General features: G+C 62.4%; 18 protein-coding genes. 14 read left to right on the forward strand and 4 right to left on the reverse strand.

What is annotated here, in order from left to right; genetic code table 11:
• Window position 1 precedes the first annotated feature (1 nt).
• The 10 genes from ftsW (at window position 2) to FXN63_RS03700 (ending at window position 10,557) form a co-directional block, all read left to right on the forward strand.
• Entirely contained in the window at window positions 2-1,195 is a 1,194-nt protein-coding gene (ftsW, locus tag FXN63_RS03655; protein WP_148812940.1) for a putative lipid II flippase FtsW, read from the forward strand.
• Complete coding sequence (gene murG, locus FXN63_RS03660) at window positions 1,192-2,289, forward strand: undecaprenyldiphospho-muramoylpentapeptide beta-N-acetylglucosaminyltransferase (RefSeq protein WP_222863996.1); 1,098 nt, start codon at window positions 1,192-1,194, stop codon at window positions 2,287-2,289. Before ftsW ends, murG begins: the two co-directional genes overlap by 4 nt.
• Window positions 2,286-3,704, forward strand: coding sequence for a UDP-N-acetylmuramate--L-alanine ligase (gene murC / locus FXN63_RS03665; protein ID WP_222863997.1), 1,419 nt, complete (start codon window positions 2,286-2,288; stop codon window positions 3,702-3,704). The genes murG and murC overlap by 4 nt, the downstream gene beginning before the upstream one ends.
• Window positions 3,701-4,681 (forward strand): D-alanine--D-alanine ligase, encoded by a 981-nt coding sequence (locus FXN63_RS03670; RefSeq protein WP_148812944.1) that lies wholly within the window; start codon window positions 3,701-3,703, stop codon window positions 4,679-4,681. The genes murC and FXN63_RS03670 overlap by 4 nt, the downstream gene beginning before the upstream one ends.
• Before the next feature lie 12 nt (window positions 4,682-4,693).
• A complete protein-coding gene (locus tag FXN63_RS03675; RefSeq protein WP_148812946.1) occupies window positions 4,694-5,515 on the forward strand; it encodes a cell division protein FtsQ/DivIB in 822 nt (273 codons plus the stop codon).
• Window positions 5,512-6,744 carry a cell division protein FtsA gene (gene ftsA / locus FXN63_RS03680; RefSeq protein WP_148812948.1) on the forward strand — a complete coding sequence of 411 codons (1,233 nt, stop codon included), beginning with the start codon at window positions 5,512-5,514 and terminating at the stop codon, window positions 6,742-6,744. The genes FXN63_RS03675 and ftsA overlap by 4 nt, the downstream gene beginning before the upstream one ends.
• 275 nt (window positions 6,745-7,019) lie before the next feature.
• Window positions 7,020-8,219, forward strand: coding sequence for a cell division protein FtsZ (ftsZ, locus tag FXN63_RS03685; protein WP_148812951.1), 1,200 nt, complete (start codon window positions 7,020-7,022; stop codon window positions 8,217-8,219).
• 151 nt (window positions 8,220-8,370) lie between these two features.
• Complete coding sequence (locus tag FXN63_RS03690; RefSeq protein ID WP_148812953.1) at window positions 8,371-8,874, forward strand: peroxiredoxin; 504 nt, start codon at window positions 8,371-8,373, stop codon at window positions 8,872-8,874.
• A 496-nt stretch (window positions 8,875-9,370) separates the two neighbouring features.
• Window positions 9,371-10,294, forward strand: a complete 924-nt coding sequence (lpxC, locus tag FXN63_RS03695; protein WP_148812955.1) for a UDP-3-O-acyl-N-acetylglucosamine deacetylase — start codon at window positions 9,371-9,373, stop codon at window positions 10,292-10,294.
• An 83-nt stretch (window positions 10,295-10,377) separates the two neighbouring features.
• On the forward strand, window positions 10,378-10,557 hold the full coding sequence (locus FXN63_RS03700) for a hypothetical protein (RefSeq protein WP_148812957.1): 180 nt from the start codon (window positions 10,378-10,380) through the stop codon (window positions 10,555-10,557).
• A gap of 196 nt (window positions 10,558-10,753) precedes the next feature.
• Here FXN63_RS03700 and FXN63_RS03705 read toward each other — a convergent pair whose 3' ends face one another.
• The gene (locus FXN63_RS03705) at window positions 10,754-11,314 is read right to left on the reverse strand and encodes a DciA family protein (RefSeq protein ID WP_148812959.1); all 561 of its coding nucleotides are present in this window, start codon (window positions 11,312-11,314) and stop codon (window positions 10,754-10,756) included.
• 181 nt (window positions 11,315-11,495) lie between these two features.
• Between FXN63_RS03705 and FXN63_RS26990 the strand changes: the two genes are divergently transcribed.
• Window positions 11,496-12,110 carry a M23 family metallopeptidase gene (locus FXN63_RS26990; protein ID WP_425468656.1) on the forward strand — a complete coding sequence of 205 codons (615 nt, stop codon included), beginning with the start codon at window positions 11,496-11,498 and terminating at the stop codon, window positions 12,108-12,110.
• Between the two features lie 124 nt (window positions 12,111-12,234).
• Window positions 12,235-14,967 carry a preprotein translocase subunit SecA gene (gene secA, locus FXN63_RS03715; RefSeq protein WP_148812963.1) on the forward strand — a complete coding sequence of 911 codons (2,733 nt, stop codon included), beginning with the start codon at window positions 12,235-12,237 and terminating at the stop codon, window positions 14,965-14,967.
• 153 nt (window positions 14,968-15,120) lie between these two features.
• Here the strand turns inward: secA and FXN63_RS03720 are convergent, their stop codons facing one another.
• The 3 genes from FXN63_RS03720 to FXN63_RS03730 form a co-directional block, all read right to left on the reverse strand.
• On the reverse strand, window positions 15,121-15,948 hold the full coding sequence (locus FXN63_RS03720) for an enoyl-CoA hydratase (RefSeq protein WP_148818893.1): 828 nt from the start codon (window positions 15,946-15,948) through the stop codon (window positions 15,121-15,123).
• Window positions 15,949-16,026: 78 nt separating this feature from the next.
• Window positions 16,027-17,508, reverse strand: coding sequence for a magnesium transporter (mgtE, locus tag FXN63_RS03725; RefSeq protein WP_425468657.1), 1,482 nt, complete (start codon window positions 17,506-17,508; stop codon window positions 16,027-16,029).
• Window positions 17,509-17,804: 296 nt separating this feature from the next.
• On the reverse strand, window positions 17,805-19,022 hold the full coding sequence (locus tag FXN63_RS03730) for an HD-GYP domain-containing protein (protein ID WP_187395094.1): 1,218 nt from the start codon (window positions 19,020-19,022) through the stop codon (window positions 17,805-17,807).
• Window positions 19,023-19,313: 291 nt separating this feature from the next.
• On the opposite strand from FXN63_RS03730, the gene ssuD reads away from it, so the two are divergent.
• A complete protein-coding gene (gene ssuD / locus FXN63_RS03735; RefSeq protein WP_148818895.1) occupies window positions 19,314-20,471 on the forward strand; it encodes an FMNH2-dependent alkanesulfonate monooxygenase in 1,158 nt (385 codons plus the stop codon).
• 441 nt (window positions 20,472-20,912) lie between these two features.
• Window positions 20,913-22,163 carry an MdtA/MuxA family multidrug efflux RND transporter periplasmic adaptor subunit gene (locus FXN63_RS03740; protein WP_148812970.1) on the forward strand — a complete coding sequence of 417 codons (1,251 nt, stop codon included), beginning with the start codon at window positions 20,913-20,915 and terminating at the stop codon, window positions 22,161-22,163.
• The last annotated feature ends 41 nt before the right edge of the window (window positions 22,164-22,204 follow it).

Consider the following 22,204-nt stretch of genomic DNA (forward strand, 5'->3'; position numbering starts at 1 on the left):
AATGAGCCTGTTTGCCGAACTCACCAGCAGCGTCAATGCGGTCCGCCCGGGCCGCACGCGCATGCTCGACTACGACGCGCAATTGGTCGTTGCCGTGCTCGGCCTGCTGATGTTCGGCCTGGTGATGGTGTACTCGGCGTCGGTTGCGCTGCCTGATTCACCGAAGTTCTCCAGCTATTCGCCTTTCCATTTCGTGGCGCGCCACGCGATCTTCATCACCATCGGCATGTTGTGCGCGGTGATGGCGTTCTCGGTCAGCATGGAGCGCTGGCAGCGCTTTGCGATGCCGCTGTTCCTGGTGGCGGCGTTCTTGTTGATCGTGGTGTTGGTGCCGGGCATCGGTCGTCAGGTCAATGGTGCAAGCCGCTGGATTCCGCTTGGCTTCTTCAACGTGCAGCCATCCGAGATCATGAAGTTGGCCGTGGTGATCTACGCCGCCGACTACACCGTGCGCAAGCAGGAATACATGCACGAGTTCTTCCGGGGCTTTGTGCCGATGGCGTTTGCCATGGGCGCAACCGGCATCTTGCTGCTGCTTGAACCCGACATGGGTGCGTTCGTGGTGGTCGTGATGATCGCGATGGGCACCTTGTTCCTGGGCGGCATCAACGGCAAGTTGTTCGGTGGCCTGGCGGCAGTGGTGATCGGCACCTTCGGGCTGCTGATCTGGCTGGCCCCGTGGCGTCGTGAGCGCTTGTTCGCTTATCTCGACCCGTGGACCGAGGTCAACGCGCTGGGCAAGGGCTACCAGTTGTCGCACTCGCTGATCGCCTTCGGTCGTGGCGAATGGTTTGGCGTGGGCCTGGGTGCCAGCATCGAAAAGTTGTACTACCTGCCCGAAGCGCATACCGACTTCTTGATGGCCGTGGTGGGTGAAGAACTGGGCTTCGTCGGCGTGATCGCCGTGATCGCCACCTTCTATTTCATTGTTCGCCGGGGCTTCGAGATCGGCCGCCAGGCCATTGCCATGGACCGCACCTTCAGCGGCCTGGTCGCCAAGGGCGTGGCCGTGTGGTTCGGCGGACAGACTTTCATCAACATGGGCGTGAACCTCGGTTTGCTGCCGACCAAAGGACTGACCTTGCCGCTGATGAGTTACGGCGGCTCGGGTGTGATCATGAATATTGTGGCGCTCGCCATCTTGCTGCGTGTGGACTACGAAAACCGCGTGTTGATGCGTGGAGGACGGCCATGAGCCAAGTCCAGGCAAATCACACCAGGCAGCGCACGCTGATGGTGATGGCCGGCGGCACGGGCGGACACATCATGCCGGGCCTCGCGGTTGCCGGGGTGCTGCGCGATCGTGGCTGGAAGGTTGTCTGGATGGGCAACCCCGAGGGCATGGAAGCCCGACTGGTGCCTACGCATGGTTACCCGCTTGCGCCGGTGCGCTTTGCCGGCCTGCGCGGCAAGGGCCTGGCTACCGTGTTGCGCCTGCCCTTTGTAATGGCACGCGGTTTTGCGCAAGCCTGGGGCCAGTTGCGCACCCATCGTCCCGATGTGGTCTTGGGCATGGGCGGCTACGTGGCATTCCCGGGCGGCGTGATGGCTGCCTTGCGCGGTGTGCCGGTGGTGTTGCACGAACAGAATTCGGTCGCCGGGTTGACCAACCGTGTGCTGGCGCGTCTTGCGCGCCGCGTGCTCACGGGTTTCCCGGGAGCCTTGAAAGGCGAACATACCGGCAATCCGGTGCGTGCTGAGCTGACCGTCTTGCCGACACCGGCTGCCCGGTTTGCCGGTCGCAGCGGTCCGCTGAAAATTCTGGTGGTGGGCGGCAGTCTGGGCGCGCAGGCGCTTAATATTGCGGTCCCGCAGGCCTTGGGTCGCATGCCTGCTGCAGCGCGTCCCATCGTCATTCATCAGGCGGGCGAAAAGCATCTGCCTGCATTGAAGACGGCTTACGGCGTGGCAGGGGTAGACGCGGATTGCCGCGCCTTCATCACTGATATGGCGCAGGCCTATGCCGATGCCGATCTGGTGATCTGCCGGTCGGGGGCCATGACGGTTGCCGAGCTGGCAGCCGTGGGGGCTGCTGCGCTGATGGTGCCGTTCCCGCATGCGGTTGACGATCACCAGACCACGAACGCGGCTTTCCTGGTGAACGCACAGGCTGGCTGGATCAAACCACAATCGGTGTTGACCGCCGAGTGGCTGGCCGAATGGCTGGCCGGACTCGACCGCGACACCTTGACTGGGGTGGCGACACGCGCACATGCGCTGGCGCGCCCCGACGCGACGACGCGCATCGCCGACATCTGCGAAGCCGCCGCCGGCACGGAAAAAGCATGAGACATCGGATTCGGAACATTCATTTCGTTGGCATCGGCGGCGCGGGCATGAGCGGCATCGCCGAGATCATGCATAACCTCGGTTATGCGATCAGCGGTTCCGACCTGGCCGACAACGCGACCACACAGCGCCTGGCGCGGCTGGGCATGCGCATCGTGCAAGGCCATCAGGCCGAGAACATCGAGGGCGTGGACGCGATCGTCACGTCGACTGCCGTTGCCAGCAACAACCCGGAAGTGATCGCGGCGCGTGCGCGACGTATTCCCGTGGTGCCGCGTGCGGTGATGCTGGCTGAATTGATGCGCCTGAAGCGCGGCATTGCCGTGGCCGGCACGCATGGCAAGACCACCACCACCAGTCTGGTGGCCAGTGTGCTGGCTGCCGGTGGCCTGGACCCGACCTTCGTGATCGGTGGACGACTGAATTCGGCCGGCGCGAACGCGCAGCTGGGGCAGGGCGAATACATCGTGGTCGAAGCCGACGAGTCGGACGCATCGTTCCTGAATCTGTTGCCGGTGATGGCAGTGATCACCAACATCGACGCCGATCATATGGATACCTATGGTCATGACTTCGCGCGTTTGAAGAGCGCTTTCGTCGAATTCACGCAGCGCATGCCCTTCTATGGCACTGCAGTAATCTGTTTGGATGATGCGAATGTCCGCGAGATTATGCCTTTCATCTCGCGTCCCGTCACGACTTACGGTTTCCATGCCGATGCACAGGTTCGTGCCGTCAATGTGCGCGCCGATGGCACCACGATGTGCTTTGACGTCTTGCGCCGTGATCGCGAGGTCGAACTTGCACCGATCAGCATCACTTTGAACCTGCCTGGTCTGCACAATGTATTGAACGCATTGGCGGCCATCGCGGTGGCAACCGAGCTGGGTGTCGACGACGCCGCCATCGCAGAAGCGCTGGCCGCTTTCCGTGGCGTGGGTCGTCGCTTCACGCAACTGGGTGACTTCCCGGTGGCTGCCGGTGGCAAGTTCACCCTGATCGACGACTACGGTCATCACCCGGTCGAGATGGCGGCAACGCTGTCGGCGGCACGCGGTGCCTATCCGGAACGTCGCATTGTGCTGGTGTTCCAGCCGCATCGCTTCACGCGTACCCGTGACTGCTTCGAAGACTTCGTGAAGGTGCTTGGCACGGTCGACGCCGTGCTGCTGGCCGAAGTCTATTCCGCGGGCGAGACGCCGATCGTGGCCGCAGATGGCCGTGCCCTGACACGCGCCGTGCGCGTGGCGGGCCGCACCGAGCCCGTGTTTGTGGAAGAAATCGGCGACATGCCCCAGGCCATCCTCGACTTCGTGCAGGACGGCGACGTGGTGATCGTGATGGGTGCCGGGTCTGTCGGTGCCGTGCCTTACAAGCTGGCAGAGCGCTTCAACTCGGCAGAGGTATCGGCATGAATGCAAAGACGGCCAAGCAAGCTGAAAAGCATGACTTCGGCAAGGTCGGCGTGCTGTACGGCGGTCGTTCGGCCGAGCGCGATGTGTCCTTGATGTCGGGTACGGGCGTGCACAAGGCCTTGCGCAGCCAGGGCATCGATGCGCACCTGTTCGATACCGGCGAGCGCTCGCTTGCAGAGCTTGCCGACGAAGGATTTGCGCGCGTGTTCATTGCGCTGCATGGTCGTTATGGCGAAGACGGCACGATTCAGGGTGCGCTGGAATTGCTGGGTATTCCTTATACCGGCAGCGGCGTGCTGGCCTCGTCACTGGCAATGGACAAGGTGGCAACCAAACGCGTGTGGATCTCGCAAGGCATCCCCACGCCGGACTTCGTGCTGCTCGATGCCGACAGCGATTTCCTGCCGGTTGCCGGCACGCTTGGCCTGCCGCTGATCATGAAGCCGCCGCATGAAGGCTCGACGCTGGGCGTGGTCAAGGTCATTGCCGCCGAAGACGTGCGCGCCGGTTTCGCGCAGGCTGCCCAGTTCGAAGATGTGGTGCTGGCCGAGTCCTTCATCACCGGTCGTGAACTGACGGTCGCCATTCTGGGTACCGGCCGCAGCGCACATGCGCTGCCGGTGATCGAGATCGTGGCACCCGAAGGCAACTACGACTACCAGAACAAGTACTTCACCGACGACACGCAGTACATCTGCCCGGCCGAGTTGCCTGCAGACCTGACCGAGCGCATTCAAGCAGTGTGCGTGCAGGCCTACCGCGCGCTTGGCTGCGAAGGCTGGGGCCGCGCAGACGTGATGCTCGACGCCGACAATCAACCCTATCTGTTGGAAATCAATACCTCGCCCGGCATGACCGGGCATTCGCTGGTCCCGATGGCTGCACGCGCCGCCGGCATGAGTTACGAAGCGGTCTGCGTCGAGATCCTGCGCGGCGCGCGCTGCAAGGTGTCGGCGGCGCACCCGCTGCAAGCCTGAACCGGAGCTTATGTGTGGAACGACTCGCGCGCCCTGAACCTGCTGGCCAACACGATCTACGTGTTGGTGGTGTCTGCGTTCGGGCTGTCGACCGTGTACTGGCTGGTGCAACGGCCAGTATTCGCATTGCAGAGCATCGAACTGGATGGCGTGCAGACGCGCCTGCAGCACGTCACGCCCGCCGCCGTGCGGGCAGCCGTGGCCGGTCGGCTGGAAGGCAACTTCTTCACGGTCGATCTGGATCAGGCACGGCAAGTATTCGAATCGGTGCCCTGGGTTCGCCGGGCATCGGTGCGTCGCCAGTGGCCCAACGGGCTGGTGGTGCAAGTGGAAGAACAGCAGGCCATGAGCCTGTGGAACGAAAATCGGTTGCTCAATATCTATGGCGAGCCGTTCACGGCCAACCTGGGCGAAGCCGAGGACGGCGGCGATCTGCCGGCCTTGGCGGGGCCGGACGGCGCGGAACGGCTGGTTGCGCAGCGCTATGCAGAGCTGCGCAAATGGTTCGAGCCGCTCAAGGCCGAGCCGACGGTCGTGACCTTGAGCAATCGTTATGCATGGCAGGTCGAATTGTCGAACGGATTGACCGTCGACCTGGGGCGCGAGCCGAGCGCTCAGTTCGGAACCGATTCACTGCCGCTCGACGCGCGTGTGACGCGTCTGGTGCAGTCGCTGCCTGTGCTCGAAGCCAGGCTGGGACGCGGCATCGAACACGCCGACCTGCGCTATCCCAACGGCTTTGCCGTTCGCGCTGTGCCGCCACCTGCTCCGCCGCCTCGCGCGGGTGCACGGCCGCAGTCTTCAAATCAGCAAGCTCCTAAGAAACCACAATGACACGAGAAACCAAGGACCTGATCGTCGCGCTGGACATCGGCACCAGCAAGGTGGTCGCCGTCGTCGCCGAGATGCTGCCCGAAGGCCGGTTTGAAGTGCTCGGTCTGGGCCAGCACGAATCACGCGGCATGCGCAAAGGGGTGGTGGTCAACATCGAGACCACCGTCAATTCCATTCAGCGTGCGCTTGAAGAAGCCGAACTGATGGCCGACTGCAAGATCCGCGATGTCTTCACCGGCATTGCGGGCAGTCACATCCGCAGCTTCAACTCCAGCGGCATGGTCGCGATCAAGGACAAGGAAGTCACGGCGACCGATGTCGCGCGGGTGATCGAGACGGCCAAGGCGGTCAACATTCCGACCGACCAGCAAGTGCTGCACGTGCTGACGCAAGAGTTCATCGTCGACGGCCAGGAAGATATCCGCGAGCCGATCGGCATGAGCGGCATTCGCCTGGAAGTGCGTGTGCACATCGTCACCGGTGCGGTCAGCGCGGCGCAGAACATCGTCAAGTGCGTGCGTCGTTGCGGCCTGGAAGTGCAGGATCTGATCCTGCAACCGCTGGCCTCCAGTCTGGCCTGCCTGACTGCCGACGAAAAAGAATTGGGCGTGGCGCTGGTCGATATCGGTGGCGGTACTACGGATATTGCCATTTTCACCGGTGGTGCAATCCGCCACACTGCAGTCATCCCGATCGCTGGCGATCAGATCACGGGCGACGTGGCGGCGGCACTGCGCACACCGACTCCCGATGCGGAAGAAATCAAGCTGCGATATGGCGTGGCCAAGCAAGTGTTGGCAAGCCCTGATGAACGCATTGAAGTGCCGGGTCTGGGTGACCGTGGTCCGCGTCAGTTGTCGCGTCAGGCACTGGGTGCCGTGATCGAGCCGCGCGTTGAAGAACTGCTGACTTTTGTGCAGCAGGTGATTCGCGAATCGGGCTACGACGAACTGTTGTCATCGGGCATCGTGCTGACCGGCGGGACCTCGCAGATGCCCGGCATTGTCGAGCTGGCGGAAGACATCTTTTTGAAGCCGGTTCGCCTTGGCGGACCGGAGTACGACGGCAGCCTGGCGGACGTGGTGCGCAGCCCGCGCTTCTCGACCGTGATGGGCTTGTTGGCAGAAGCGCGCATGCAACGCATGCGTGGTCGTAGAGTTGCTCAGCAGACCGGCAATTTCAAGAGCGTGTTCGCACGCATGAAAGAGTGGTTCCTGGGGAATTTCTAACACTTTATTTATGACAAGAACCCGCCTTGAACGCGCAGTAATTGGCAGTATTGCTGTCCACTGTAATTAGTCGTGCGTCTGGCAGTTGCCCAGTACCAAAAAACGATCGTCACCTATTAAAATTTATCGCTGGCGGAGACCAGAGTGAAGCAGAGAAGATGAAACGTGAAGCGTGAACCTGCTGGCAGGTATCACGGCCGGCCCACCCCGGATCACTTTTCACCTTTCACGTTTTCTGCGCACCCACTCTCCGCCCGCAACCCAGGAGGCACAACATGAACTTTGAAATGCTAGAAACCGACACCAAGAGCACGGTCATCAAGGTCGTGGGCGTGGGCGGCGCGGGTGGCAATGCAGTTGCACACATGATCGGTCGTGGCGTGCAAGGCGTGGATTTCATCTGCGCCAACACTGATGCACAAGCGCTGTCGCGCACCGGCGCGCCGGTCCAGATCCAGCTCGGCAAGTCGGGCTTGGGCGCGGGTGCCAAGCCGGCTCAGGGCCAAGCCGCTGCTGAAAGCGCACGCGATCAACTCCGTGAAGCGCTGCAAGGCGCCAACATGGTCTTCATCACTGCCGGCATGGGCGGTGGTACCGGCACCGGCGCAGGCCCGGTCGTCGCTGAAATCGCCAAGGAACTCGGCATCCTCACGGTTGCTGTGGTCACCAAGCCTTTCGGCTTCGAAGGCAGCAAGCGCATGCGCATGGCCGAAGAAGGTATCGAGGCGCTGTCGCAGCACGTGCACTCGCTGATCGTCGTGCTGAACGAAAAGCTGTATGACGTGATGGGCGAAGACGCGACGCAAGACGAGTGCTTCAAGAACGCCGATGACGTGCTCAACAACGCTTGCGCAGGTATTGCCGAAATCATCAACGTCGACGGCAACGTCAACGTCGACTTCGAAGACGTCAAGACCATCATGAGCGAGCAAGGCAAGGCGATGATGGGCACCGCGCTCGCATCCGGCGTCGACCGTGCACGTGTGGCGGCCGAAGAAGCCATCGCCTGCCCGCTGCTGGAAGGCATCGATCTGAACGGCGCGCGCGGCGTGCTGGTCAACATCACTGCCAGCCGTTCGCTGAAGATGCGCGAAACGCGCGAGATCATGGACACCATCCGCGGTTATGCAGCGGAAGAAGCAACCGTGATCTTCGGCGTGGCCTACGACGAAGCCATGGGTGAAAACCTGCGCGTGACCGTCGTGGCAACCGGCCTGGGCCGTGCCAAGGCCAAACCGCAACTGGTGCAAAGCGCCATGCCGCAACTGCGCACGGGTACCGACAACATGTCGGTTCACCTGGGCGGTGGCGGCGGTGGTGGTGGCAACGTTGGCGGTTCGCCCAACTACCACGACTACGACACGCCGACGGTGTTCCGCAATCCGCGCGACGCTGTGCAACGTGTCCAGGCGCTGGAAAGCTCGGGCATGGAACACCTCGACATCCCGGCCTTCCTGCGCAAGCAAGCCGACTGATTCTTGGTCAAGGCCACGACCTGGCAGCCCGTTGATCTTGACGGGCTGTTTCCGCCACGGCGGACAGGCATCGATTGTCTGAGGTACTCATTTTTTTCAACGCGCGCCTGACACCAGTCTGGCGCGCGTTGTCATTTTCAGGAGCAGATGCATGACGATCAAGATTGGCGACAACGTTCCCGACGCAACCCTCACCGAATTCATTCCGGTCGAGACCGAAGGCTGCGCGCTCGGCCCCAACGCCTTCCAGGTGGCAGACCTGGTGCGCGGCAAAAAGATCGCCGTGTTTGCCGTGCCGGGTGCCTTCACGCCGACCTGCTCGGCCAAGCACTTGCCGGGTTACGTGCAGCAGATCGATGCATTCCGCGCCAAGGGCGTGGACGAAGTCTGGTGCGTGTCGGTCAACGACGCATTCGTGATGGGTGCCTGGGCCAAGGAACAGGGCGCACAGGGCAAGGTCCGTCTGTTGGCAGACGGTTCGGGCATCTGGACGCGCGCACTGGGTCTGGAACTGGACTTGAACGCACGTGGCATGGGCACCCGTTCGCAGCGTTATTCGATGGTGCTGGAAGATGGCAAGGTGACCCAGCTGAACGTGGAAGCAGCAGGCAAGTTCGAAGTCAGCGACGCCGATACGTTGTTGGCGCAGGTCTGAGCTTGCATGGGTCTGGTCAGGGGATGACCGGACCTGGCAGGACTTGGGTCAAGACCATCGCAAGTCACACGGGCCTGGATCGATCAGGCCCGTGTTGTCCTGGTGACACGATGCAGGGTCAAGCATGACGCGGCATCGACCGCGCCTATCGGTGCCATCGCGTAAAACCATTGGCCCGACTGTGACAGCGACGCTACAATGCTTGATTGCTGCTCAGGCAACCATTGTTTGGCGCAAGCTCGGTATTCCCGAAGCCTGTCGCCGGTTTTCGCGGCGCTTTGTCGGTCGCGATCACCCGATCTAACAATTGCCTAACATCTTGTGGCTAAGCTCACGAGACCACGTGCAGCATCAGCGGTAAAAACAAAGGTCAGCGTCGAGATGCGTTCGCACTAGCGTTTGCATCACGGCCAGCACCAAAGCAGGCGGCAAGTCCTGCAAAAAAATACGCTTCCTTGAACTACGCTTGTCTTCAAGCGCTCTGTGACGACGATACATGCTGCGCCAACGCACGATTAAAAGCATCACCCGTACGACCGGTGTCGGACTGCATTCAGGACGACGGGTCGAGCTTACGCTGCGCCCGGCGGCACCCAATACGGGCATCGTGTTTCATCGTGTCGATCTTGAGCAGCCCGTGGACATTCCGGCAGATGCGCTTGAGATCGGCGACACCCGTCTGGCGTCGGTCTTGCAGCGTGGCAAGGTGCGCGTATCGACCGTCGAACATCTGATGTCTGCGTGCGCGGGGTTGGGCATCGACAATCTGCATGTCGACCTGACGGCCGAAGAAGTGCCGATCATGGACGGCAGTGCCAGCACCTTCGTGTTCCTGATCCAATCGGCAGGCATTGAAGAACAGCCGGTCGCCAAGCGTTTCATCAAGGTCTTGAAGACCGTTGAAGTCCGTGAAGGCGAGGGCGCAGCTGCCAAGTGGGCGCGTCTTGAGCCGCATGACGGCTTTGCCTTGGCGTTCTCCATCGATTTCCGTCACCCGGCCATCGATGCCACCGCCAACTTTGCCGAGATCGATTTCGCTCAGCATTCCTATTCGCGTGAAATTGCACGTGCGCGCACCTTCGGCTTCGTGCAAGACGTCGAAACCTTGCGTGCTGCGGGTCTGGCGCGCGGCGGCAGCTATGACAACGCCATCGTGCTGGATGAATACCGGGTGCTGAACGCGGAAGGTCTGCGCTACGACGACGAGTTCGTCAAACACAAGATTCTGGATGCCATCGGTGACCTGTACCTGATCGGCAGCCCGCTGATCTCGCGTTATGTGGCGCACAAGTCTGGGCACGGCATGAACAACCAACTGGTGCGCGCCTTGTTGGCCCGCCAGGATGCCTGGGAATACGTCACCTTCGATTCGGAGGCCGCCGCACCGCGTGCCTTCCATCAGGAATGGGCGCTCGCTTGAGCGTCGGCTTCCACCCCTTGTGTGTTCATCGTCTGTGCGCTGATCGCGGGCACAGACACTGCGCGCGCCTGGGCTGCTGAACGATGGTCGTTGCTCGCCTGATCGTCGTATTGCTTGCACTGGCCATCGCGCTTTGTGTGGGCCTGGGTTTCATCACCGGCAACCGGGCGCACTACGACCGCGCCTGGCGCTTCGCCAAGTTTGGCTTGGCCGCGCTTGTCATCTTCTTCGCGGTGCTGATCGTCAGTGAGTTGATGCGCTAGGGCGTATCGGCATTGGCAACGGCCGCCAGCAGCGGTTCAAATCAGTCGCAGTTCAAATCAGCCACCACCTAAGGTCGGCAACAAGCCTGTCTGGCATGCCCTGGACGCTGATTCGCCGTCCTTGATCTATGGGCGTGCCAATTGAAAACGCGCTTACCGTCGAGCGTTTACCACCCTGTTTTACGCCGCTCGTCGTTCACGTTTCACGCCTGCGTGCCACCAAACGGGCCACGGCCTGCGCCAGCGGACCATCGCTGATCTTGTCCTGCAGATCCGCGAAAGCCTGTATGCCAGGAGAGCCGATCTGGTTTGGCCGGCCTACCGGATTGGGGGCTACGACCCCGCCCAATGGGCGCGATAACGTTGCTTGGACACGTACCGCGATCCCATTAACCTGCCATCCACGCTTTTCCAGACTGCTTGCGATGCGCGGGGCCAATTGTCTGAGTTTTGCCGAATGCGCGGCAGCCGGCACACCGATGGTCAATTGCCCGTCTTCGAAACGCAGGACGTGACACGACGACTGCAGCGCGGCAGGCAATGCCGCGCGCAGATGTTGTTCCAGGTCCATGTGCTGGTGGGCAGTGGCCAGCAAACCGGCAGTACGACCGTCATGACGCAGCCATGCTAATGCGGCAGTCTTGGTGGCAGGATCCTGCGGTGCCTTTTGGCCTTTCCGTGGGTGTTTGTACAGCGGACGCATTGTCTGTCTGGTTCCAGAGCTTCGGTGGAGCACCTCTGTCTTGCAGATAATCATAGTGCACGCGCGTGATGCGCTCAGGCCAGGCCCCGCAATCGGTACGGTTGCCGGGCACGGCTGTGCAATCCGCCGGGCCGTCCGGGCTGGCTTGCGTCGGGCCGTGTGCTTGATGCTCTCGGTCAGTGCGCTATCAATCGGCGCGCTATCAGTTGGTGCGCTATCAATCAGCACCCCTGCATTGGCTGGCCCTCCCGCGGTGGGCGGGCCGATGATGACGGCTGCACAACTCAGTTATGAACGCGAACGGCTGGAGGGCCTGGCCCGCCGAAATGCGCCCGTGCGGGTGTTGGACATCAAGCAAGGTTTCGAGGCGGCTGCGCGCCCTGCTCTTGGTGCCAGCCCAGGACCGGTAATAACCGTGATGCCGATCGCCTTCGGGTTCATCACCTCGACCTTTGGCATGCGCACCGATCCGATCACGCGTTCACAGGCCATGCACGAAGGGCAGGATTTTGCCGCGCCGATGGGTACGCCGATTCTGGCTGCGGCCAGCGGCATCGTGATCGATGCGCGAATGCACTCGGAATACGGGCAGATGGTGGAGATCGATCATGGCAACGACCTGGTCACGCGTTATGCGCACGCATCGGTGTTGCTGGTGAAACGCGGTGACCTGGTGCGGCGCGGGCAGCAGATCGCGCTGGTGGGCAGCACCGGGCGGTCCACCGGGCCGCATCTGCATTTCGAGGTCAGGACGGTTGGTGTGGCGGTCGATCCCGTGCGTTTTCTGGGGGATCAGGCGCGTCCGGCCACCTTGGCGAGCATGAGTGCCGGGGCAGGCGGCAGGCCCTGATTCAGCGCGGTTTCAGCGACAGGATGAGGGCCGGAGCGGGGTCCGAATCACCTTGGTACAGGGCTTGAATATCAAGGGATTGACCCGATGCTAAACTGGTTAATCAGCCCTTTAACAGAACGCGATGGTTTCCTCTCTGCTCAAGAAGATTTTCGGTAGCCGAAATGACCGGCTCCTGAAGCAATATCGCAAGACGATCGAGCGCATCAATGAGCTCGAACCTCAAACGGCCGCGCTCACGGACGAGCAGCTTGCTGCGAAAACCGTCGAATTCCGCCAGCGTTTCCAACAGGGTGCCACCCTGGACGATCTGCTGCCAGAAGCCTTTGCGGTTGTTCGCGAAGGTGGCAAGCGCGCCCTCGGCATGCGTCACTTCGACGTGCAGTTGCTGGGCGGCATCGTGTTGCACAGCGGCCGTATCGCGGAAATGCGTACCGGCGAAGGCAAGACCCTGGTCGCCACGCTGCCCGCCTACCTGAACGCGATCGCCAGCAAGGGCGTTCACGTGGTCACGGTCAACGACTACCTCGCGTCGCGCGATGCCGAATGGATGGGGCGTCTGTATCGCTTCCTGGGCATGAGCGTTGGCGTGATCGTGTCGCAGCAGCCCAACGAACAGAAGAAAGAAGCCTACGCTGCCGACATCACCTACGGCACCAACAACGAATACGGCTTCGACTATCTGCGCGACAACATGGAGTATCAGCTCGGCGATCGGCGTCAGCGCCCGCTGTTCTTTGCCATCGTTGACGAGGTGGACTCGATCCTGATCGACGAGGCGCGTACCCCGCTGATCATCTCCGGCCAGGCCGAGGATCACACCGAGCTGTACATCCGCATGAACGCCGTGCCGCCGCTGCTGACCCGCATGGCCACGGAACCCAAGCCGACCGAACCCGAGCCGCCTGGCGACTTCTGGGTCGACGAGAAAGGCAATCAGCTGTTCCTGTCGGAAGCCGGCCACGAAAACGCGGAAGCGATTCTGGGTCGTCTGGGCATGTTGCCGGAAGGTGAGTCGCTGTACGACCCGCGTCACATCTCGCTGATGCACCACCTGATGGTGGCGCTGCGCGGCCACAACCTGTTCTTCCGCGACCAGCACTATGTCGTGCAGGACGGCGAAGTCGTCATCGTCGACGAGTTCACCGGTCGCCTGATGACCGGTCGCCGCTGGTCCGACGGCCTGCACCAGGCGGTGGAAGCCAAGGAAGGCGTGAAGATTCAGAACGAGAACCAGACGCTTGCGTCGATCACGTTCCAGAACTACTTCCGCATGTACGAAAAGCTGGCTGGCATGACCGGTACGGCCGACACCGAAGCCTTTGAATTCCAGGAAATCTACGGTCTGGAAACCATCATCATGCCGACCAATCGGCCGATGGCGCGTAACGACCAGAATGACCAGGTGTTCAAGACCGACCACGAAAAGCATGGTGCGATCATCGCGGATATCCGCGAGTGCCATGGACGTGGACAGCCGGTGTTGGTGGGTACCACCAGCATTGAAAATTCGGAACTGCTGTCCGATCTGCTGACCAAGGCCAAGATCAAGCACGAAGTGCTCAACGCCAAGCAGCACGCCCGTGAGGCCGAGATCGTGGCCGAAGCCGGCAAGGCGGGTCACATCACGATCGCCACCAACATGGCCGGTCGCGGTACCGACATCGTGCTGGGCGGCAGCCTGGAAAAGCAGATCGACCTGATCCGCCACGACGAATCGCTGACGGAAGCCGACAAGAACGCGCGCATCGACACCATCCGTCAGGAATGGAAGCCGGCGAACGAGGCGGTCAAGGCGGCGGGTGGTCTGCGCATCATCGGCACCGAGCGTCACGAATCGCGTCGTATCGACAATCAGCTGCGTGGCCGTGCCGGTCGCCAGGGTGACCCGGGTTCGTCGCGCTTCTACCTGTCGCTGGAAGATCCGCTGATGCGCATCTTCGCGGGTGACCGCGTGCGCGGCATCATGGAACGCCTGAAGCTGCCCGAAGGCGAGCCGATCGAGGCAGGCATGGTGTCGCGTTCGATCGAGACCGCCCAGCGCAAGGTCGAAAGCCGCAACTTCGACATCCGCAAGCAATTGCTGGAATACGACGACGTCGCCAACGACCAGCGCAAGGTGATCTACGCTCAGCGTAACGACGTGCTGGAAGCGTCGAGCATTGCCGACACCGTCAGCAACCTGCGCGAAGCTGCCTTCACCGCACTGGTGCGTGAATACGTGCCGGCCGATTCGGTCGAAGAGCAGTGGGACATTGCCCGCCTGGAAAACGTGCTGGCATCGGAATGGCAACTGGAAGTGCCGCTGGTGAAAATGCTGGAAACCGAAACCACGCTCAGCGACGAAGATGTCGTGGAACGTGTGGTGGCGGCCGCCAATGCAGCCTACAACGCCAAGGTCGAGCAAGTCGGTGCCGAGATGTGGGGCCAGTTCGAACGTTCGATCGTGTTGCAGTCGATCGATACGCACTGGCGCGAGCATCTGTCCTCGCTTGATCACCTGCGCCAAGGTATTCATCTGCGTGGTTACGCGCAGAAGAATCCGAAGCAGGAATACAAGCGCGAGGCATTTGAGCTGTTCTCGGGCATGCTCGATCGCATCCGCGACGATGTGGTCAAGGTCTTGATGACGGTGCGCGTGCAGTCGGCCGAGCAGATGGAGCAAGCCGAAGCGCAGGCTGCCCAGCCGGCGCAGGTGCAGTACCACCACGCCAATTACGACGAGGCGCTGGCTGCGGCTCCGGCCCCGGCAGATGCCGAGACGGTGCGCAATCTGCTGCCGAAGGTCGGCCGCAACGATCCGTGCCCGTGCGGTAGCGGCAAGAAGTACAAGGTGTGCCACGGCAAGCTGACCTGATTTTTCGGTCTGCTTGATGTGACAAAGCCCCGCGATCTTTGGATCGCGGGGCTTTTTTCATGGTGTGTTCGGAATGCGTCCGGGCTTGTCGGTGCGGGTATGTGGGCTACCCGCGACTGGCCATGGAAATCAACGGCAGGCTGCAAACAACAATCACGACTTCCAGACCGGTTTGCGCTTCTCCAGGAAGGCATCCACGCCTTCGCCAGCGTCCTCTTCCATCATGTTGCGCGCCATCACATCGCCTGCGTACGCATAGGCCTCGGCCAAGTCCATCTGACGCTGCCGATAGAACATCGCCTTGCCATAACGGATGGCTGCTGCGCTCTTGCCCAGGATGGCTGCCACCTTGTCGGCAATCGCATCATCCAGATCGGCATCCGGCACGGCATCATTGATCAGGCCCCAGTCGGCAGCGGTTGCCGCATCGATGAAGCGGCCGGTGACCAGCATGTCGAACGCCCGTTTGGTGGGTACGTTGCGGGTCAAGGCCACTGCGGGCGTGGCGCAGAACAGGCCGACATTGATGCCCGACACCGCAAAACGCGCGCTTTCGCTGGCGATGGCCAGGTCGCAACTGGCGACCAGCTGGCAGCCCGCTGCCGTGGCCACGCCGTGCACACGCGCGATCACCGGCACTGGCAATGCCTGCACGGCTTGCATTACCCCCGCGCAACGCGAGAACAGGTCCTGGTAGTAATCAAGACGGGGGCTGCCACGCATCTGGCGCAGGTCGTGCCCGGCGCAAAATGCCTTGCCGGCCGCCGACAGCACCACGCAACGCACGCTGGTGTCGCTGGCAATTGCCGCCAGTTCGCGCTGCAAGGCGTCCAGCATGGCCTCGGACAAGGCATTGAACTGCAGCGGGCGATTCAGGCAGAGTGTGGTCACGCCCTGCTTGTCCTCGCGCAGCAAGATGGGCTCTGCGCTGGCGTCGGTCGGTGCTGAACTGCTCGCGGTGTTGAGGGTGGCCTGCGCCATGTCGGGTGCGTTCATCTGAATCTCCCGGGGTTCTGTGACCCCATGTCGGTCATGTAGCGCGGCGTAGCGACATACCTCTTACAGCAGGAAGATCGTCGCCAGGCCGAGAAAGATCAGGAATCCTAACGTATCGGTGGCGAAGGTCAGCAGCACGGACGATCCCAGCGCCGGGTCTTTGCCGAAGCGGTCACGCAGCAGCGGCACCAGAATGCCCACGCCGGAACCGATCATCATGTTCAGGATCATCGCGGCCATCATCACCAGACCAAGCGTGAAGCGGCCCGAAATTGCCCATGCAAACGCTGCTGCCACCAGGCCGCCGCCCAGGCCTACCAACAGGGCGATCAGGAATTCGCGCTTGACCAGCCGGACCAGATTGGCCGACGACACCCGGCCGACGGCCAGCGCGCGGATGATCAAGGTCATGGTCTGATTGCCGGTGTTGCCGCCAATGCCGGCGACGATCGACATCAAAAATGCCAGTATCACGATCTGGCCCACGGTTTCTTCAAAGCGCGAAGCCACGAACGACGCAAAGCCCGCCGTACAGAGGTTCACCAGCAGCCAGGGCGTGCGGTTGCGGATGGCGCTTTTGACCGGCGCGAAGATGTCTTCTTCCTGCAGACCGGCTTTCGACAGGGTCTGTTCGTCCGAGGCCTCGCGGATGTAGTCCACCACCTCGTTGACGGTCAGCCGGCCGATCAGGCGGCCCAGGCCGTCGACCACCGCGGCCGACACCAGGTCGTAACGCTCGAAGGCCGCTGCGGCTTCGTCGGCTTCGTCCAGCGGTGCCAGTGACAGGATGCCGGTATCCATGGCGTCGGACACCTTCACATCCGGGTCGCTGATCAGCAGCTTGCCCAAGGACAGGCTGCCCTGCAGGCGGTCCTGGCGGTCAACGACAAAGATCTGGTCGGTATGGTCGGGCAGTTCCTGCAGGCGGCGCAGGTAGCGCAACACCACTTCCAGCGTGACGTCGTCACGCACGCGCACCATCTCGAAGTCCATCAGCGCGCCAACCGAGTCTTCCGGGTAGCTCATCACCGCGGACAGGCGCGCGCGCTCTTCGTCGGTCAGGCCTTTCTGGACCTCGGCCACGACTTCGGGCGGCAGGTCGGGGGCCAGATCGGCCAGCTCGTCTGCTTCCAGGTTTTCGGTCGCCGCGACCAGTTCTTCCTGGTCCATGGTGGCGATCAGCGACTCGCGCACCCAGTCGGCGACTTCCAGCAGAATTTCGCCGTCGTAATCGGCGCGCACCAGGCGCCAGATGGCCTGGCGTTCGTCGGTGGGCAGCGATTCCAGAATGAAGGCGATGTCGGCCGGGTCGAGCGCGTTCAGCAGCGTGCGCAGCTCGGCATCGTGCTGGCGATGCACCAGCGATTCGACGACATCGGCGCGTGCGTCGCCTTCTTCCTGGCGATGCACCAGGTCTTCGACCATGCGCTGCCGGCGCAGCAGTTCGTGGACGCGATCCAGGGCTTCCTGGGCGTCTTCTGGGTCTAGCCCGCGTTTGCGGACCGGGGTATCTGGAGAGGTATCGACCATCGCGCGAGAATGCAAAAACAGGCCCCGCGCGGGCCAGCGATCAGGCGGCCGACGAGGTCGGCGCGATCAGCGAGACACGTGCATGAGGCCGTGAGTTGACCAGACAGCTAGTGCAGCAATATGGAGTGGGTCGTGGCGGTAAGGCCATGACGATGGCGCGGAGGGCTAGCCCCGCTGAGTTCAGGATGCCGGGATTGTACGCGTCCGGCCCCTGGGCGTCATGGCCTTTGACCACCTTGCAACGTCCGTTTTCGACTGCGTGGTTCGCGGATGTAAGTGCGTGCATTCGTGTCTGCATTGCGTGCCTGCGTTCAGGCTTTGCCGGCAGCGCGATGCACCTGCGGATTGCGCGGCACATCCAGATAGGTCTCGACATCCAGCACCGGCTCGCCCGGCAGATGCAGATCGACATAGCGTCGGTACACGCCGCTGCGCAGGAACAGCGCAAACAGGTCTGCATCGATGTGGCCGGCGCGCACCATGCCCTGCATGGTCTCCAGGGTCTGGGCAAGCGAGTAGGGCGGCTTGTAAGGACGATCGTTGGCGGTCAGCGCTTCGAAAATGTCGGCGATCGCCAGAATGCGGTCAGGAATGCCAAGCGCATCGCCACGCAGGCGGCGCGGGTAGCCCGAGCCGTCAGGGCGCTCGTGGTGATTGGCAGCCAATGCGGGCAGCGCAGCGAAGTCGCCGGACAGCGGCAAGGTGCTGAGCATGGTCATGGTGTGCACCGCATGCGAGTGTGCGTGGAAGCGCTCGGCGTCATTCAGGGTGCCGCGCAGCACGCCCAGGTTGTGCAGTTCTCCGTGATGCGCCGCATGGGGCGGCAACTGCATGTCGAAGCCCCAGTGATTGCGCGGGTCGTCGCGGGTCACGGGTGGCGCGTCGTCCCCCCAGGGCACCACGTGTTCGGGGCGGTCGGCCAGCAGGCGTTCGCGCGCGGGCAAGGAGGCAATGCCACCTTCTGCCTGGCGCATCTGCTCTTCGCGTGACAGGCCCAGGCTGCGGTCGAAATAGGGCGTCCAGGTGCGGGCACCGATTGCGCGCAGTCGGGCATGGTCACCGGCGTGCAGCGGTTTGTTGCCGGTATTGACCCGGGCGATGAAGTCGAATTCTTCCTGCAGGGTCTGCTGGGCGTTGCGGCGTTTGGTGTCCAGGGCCTGCGCATCGCCACCGGCATGCAGTTCGCGCCAGTAGTCCAGTTCGATATCGCGCCACAGCACTTCGAAGCGGGTGCGGATCTCGTGGATGCGGTTCTGCACCGCTTCCAGTTTGGTGGCCTTGTCCAGAATCGGGTCGGCACACAGCAGCTTGCCGCAATCGTGCAACCAGGCGGCCAACCGGAAGGTTTCGCGTTCGCTGGCGGTCAGGGCGAAATCGGCAAACGGGCCGGTCTGGGTGGCGATGGTGGCGTCGAGCAAGGCCAGTGCAATTTCCGGCACCCGATCGCTGTGCCCACCGGTGTAGGCCGACCGGGTACGCGTGGCCTCGGCCAGCAGTTTTGCCAGCGCATCGAGAATGGGCAAGGACATGGGGGTGTCCGTGCCCGCCTGTAAATCTTCCTGCTGTTGCATTGCCTGATCCATTACTGACGCGTCCGACATCACGCATCCGACATCGCACGCGCGGGATTGTCATGGCATCCCGGGGGCATTGTAGCGAGCGTGTCACCGCGTACGCGCGCCCTTAGATTTTTATCGCATAAGGGTAAGGTTGAACTATCGGGGCAACCCGCTGCATGCTGCGCGTTTTCCGTCTTTCGTGGCGGCCGCGTCGCGGTCCCGGAGGCCGGGTCTTTCTTGGAATCGTCCGTGAGCGCTGCGCTGAACATTCTCTGGTTTCTTCCCACCCATGGCGATGGCCGATATCTCGGAACCAGCCATGGCGCTCGACCGGTGTCGCTGTCTTATCTCAGGCAGGTGGCGCAAGCCGCCGACAGCCTGGGGTATTACGGCGTGCTGATTCCCACTGGCCGGTCTTGCGAAGATTCCTGGGTGGTGGCGTCGGCGCTGGCACCGCTGACCGAACGGTTGCGTTACCTGGTGGCGATTCGCCCCGGCATCATTTCGCCCACGGTGTCGGCGCGCATGGCCGCCACGCTGGACCGCTTGTCGGGTGGGCGGCTGCTGATCAACGTGGTCACAGGCGGAGACCCGGATGAAAACCGGGGCGATGGCCTGCACCTGGATCACAGCGAACGCTATGAGGCTGCGTCTGAGTTCCTGAAAATCTGGCGTCGCGTGTTGCAGGGCGAAGCCGTGGACTTCGACGGCAAGCACCTGAAGGTGGAAAACGCCAAGGCGCTGTACCCGCCAGTGCAGAAACCTTACCCGCCCCTGTATTTCGGTGGGTCGTCCGACGAGGCGCATGCACTGGCTGCCGAGCAGGTCGATGTCTACCTGAGCTGGGGCGAGCCGCCTGAAGCAGTGGGCCGCAAGATTGCCGATGTGCGGGCGCGTGCCGCAGCGCTGGGGCGCACGGTGAAATTCGGTGTGCGCCTGCACGTGATCGTGCGCGACACCAATGAACAAGCCTGGGCTGCTGCTGCCGAGCTGATCGAGCATGTGTCGGACGACACCATTGCATCGGCACAGGCCTCGTTCGCCCGGTTCGATTCGGTCGGCCAGCGTCGCATGGCCGCCTTGCATGGCGGACGACGCGATCAGCTTGAGATCTATCCGAACCTGTGGGCAGGGGTAGGGCTGGTGCGTGGGGGCGCAGGCACGGCCCTGGTGGGTGATCCGCAGACGGTGGCCGCGCGTATTCGCGAGTATGCAGACCTGGGCATCGACAACTTCATTTTCTCCGGGTATCCGCACCTGGAAGAAGCCTATCGGTTTGCCGAACTGGTGTTCCCCTTGCTGCCCGAACCTTACGCAAGCCTGGCACGTGGCGGCACGACCAATATCACCGGGCCGTTTGGCGAGATGATCGCCAATGATGTGCTGCCGGGAAGTGGGGCGGCGCGCGCTGCTGGTTAAAGCTTGGCAGGGCTGCGGAGGCAGCCCGTTCTTGGGGCTGCTTGAAAGTCTGTTTTCAAGCCCGGTCTTAAGCCCGTTTTAAGCCTGGTTTCAAGCGCTTTCGTACGCTTCCCCTAAGCTCGCTCTCAAGCCCACCTGTAAGCCCTTGCAGCACTTTTCTTGATGCTGCCCGCCACGTGCGCCCACGCTACAGTGGATAATCGCCGACGGTGTGTGTCCCCATGGGCGTCTTCATGGCTGTCTCCATAATTCCTACGCATCCGATTGCTAGTCTTCGGAACTAGTCTCCACCACTAGTATTCAGAACCAGCCTTCGGATCTTCCAAACGGACCGCGTAGGGCTCGTCACACGCCTACCCCCTGTCTGCACAGTGCCCAGCCGCCCCCACACCGCCGCCGCCTGACTTTCGGCGTGCGCCCACTCGGAAGCCCGCTCGACTCATGCGTACTGCCAAGAAAATTCTGCTGCTCCTTCTCCTGGTTGCCATCGTCGGGGGCGGCATCGCATATGTGAGGCATAAAACAACACCGGTTGCCGCCACCGGGACGGGTGGCCCAGGCGGTCGCCCGGCAGGTGCGCCGGCCGCTGGCAGTCCCGCCGCAGGTGGGGCACCGCGCATGTCGCAGGTCACGGTAAAAGCAGCCACCACCGAAGTCGCCGACGTGCCGACTTTTCTGACGGGGCTAGGTACCGTCACCGCCATGAACACGGCAATCGTGCGTGCCCGGGTCAACGGGCAGTTGATGAAGCTGCACTTCACCGAAGGGCAAGAGGTCAAGGCCGGGCAACTGCTGGCTGAGCTCGACCCGCGCACTTTCCAGGTGGCCTTGGCGCAGGCCGAGGCCGAACTGGGCACCAGCCGCGCAACGCTGGCCAATGCCCGGGCCGACCTGGCGCGTTATCGCACGCTGCTGCAGCAGGAATCGGTGGCCAGCCAGCGTGTCGATACCCAGGCGTCGCTGGTGCAGCAACTGGAAGCCTCGGTGAAAGGGGGCGAAGCTGCGGTGGCGGCTGCGCGCCTGCAGCTGGAATTCAGCCGGGTGACCGCACCGATTTCGGGCCGGGTGGGCTTGAAGCAGGTGGACATCGGCAATCAGGTGAGCACATCGGACGCCAATGGCCTGGTGATCATCACCCAGGTGCAGCCGATCAATGTGGTGTTCCCGCTGCCCGAAACCCGCCTGCCTGAAATCGTCACGCCGTTCTATGCGGGCAACGCGCTGAAGGTCGAAGCCTGGAATCGCGAGAATTCCAAGGTGCTGGCCACGGGCAAGCTGGCCAGCATCGACAATCAGGTGGACACCACCACCGGTACCTTCCGTCTGAAAGCCGTGTTCGACAATGCCGACCACGGCCTGTTTCCGAATCAGTTCGTGAATGCGCGCATTCAGACCGGTGTGATTGCGCAAGCCGTGGTGGCACCGTCTGCGGCAGTGCAAATCGGTACCAAGGGTAGCTACGTGTGGGTGCTGGGCGACGACAACAAGGTGAAGATGCAGATCGTCAAGACCGGCCCGCGTGAAGGCGAGAAAATCGTCATCACCGAAGGGGTGGCGGGTGGCGTGCGGGTGGTCACCGACGGTGTGGATCGACTGACCGATGGCATTGCCGTGATGCTGGCCGAGGCCCCGCCGCCGGCCCGTACCGCACCGCCTCCGGGTGCCCCCCGCCGCGCACGTCCGGCGCAGTGAGCATGGCCATGCATGTCATGTACATCAGTTCCTGTTGTGTG

Origin of the sequence: Pigmentiphaga aceris, from assembly GCF_008119665.1 — a bacterium.
Taxonomy (GTDB): Bacteria; Pseudomonadota; Gammaproteobacteria; order Burkholderiales; family Burkholderiaceae_B; genus Pigmentiphaga; species Pigmentiphaga aceris.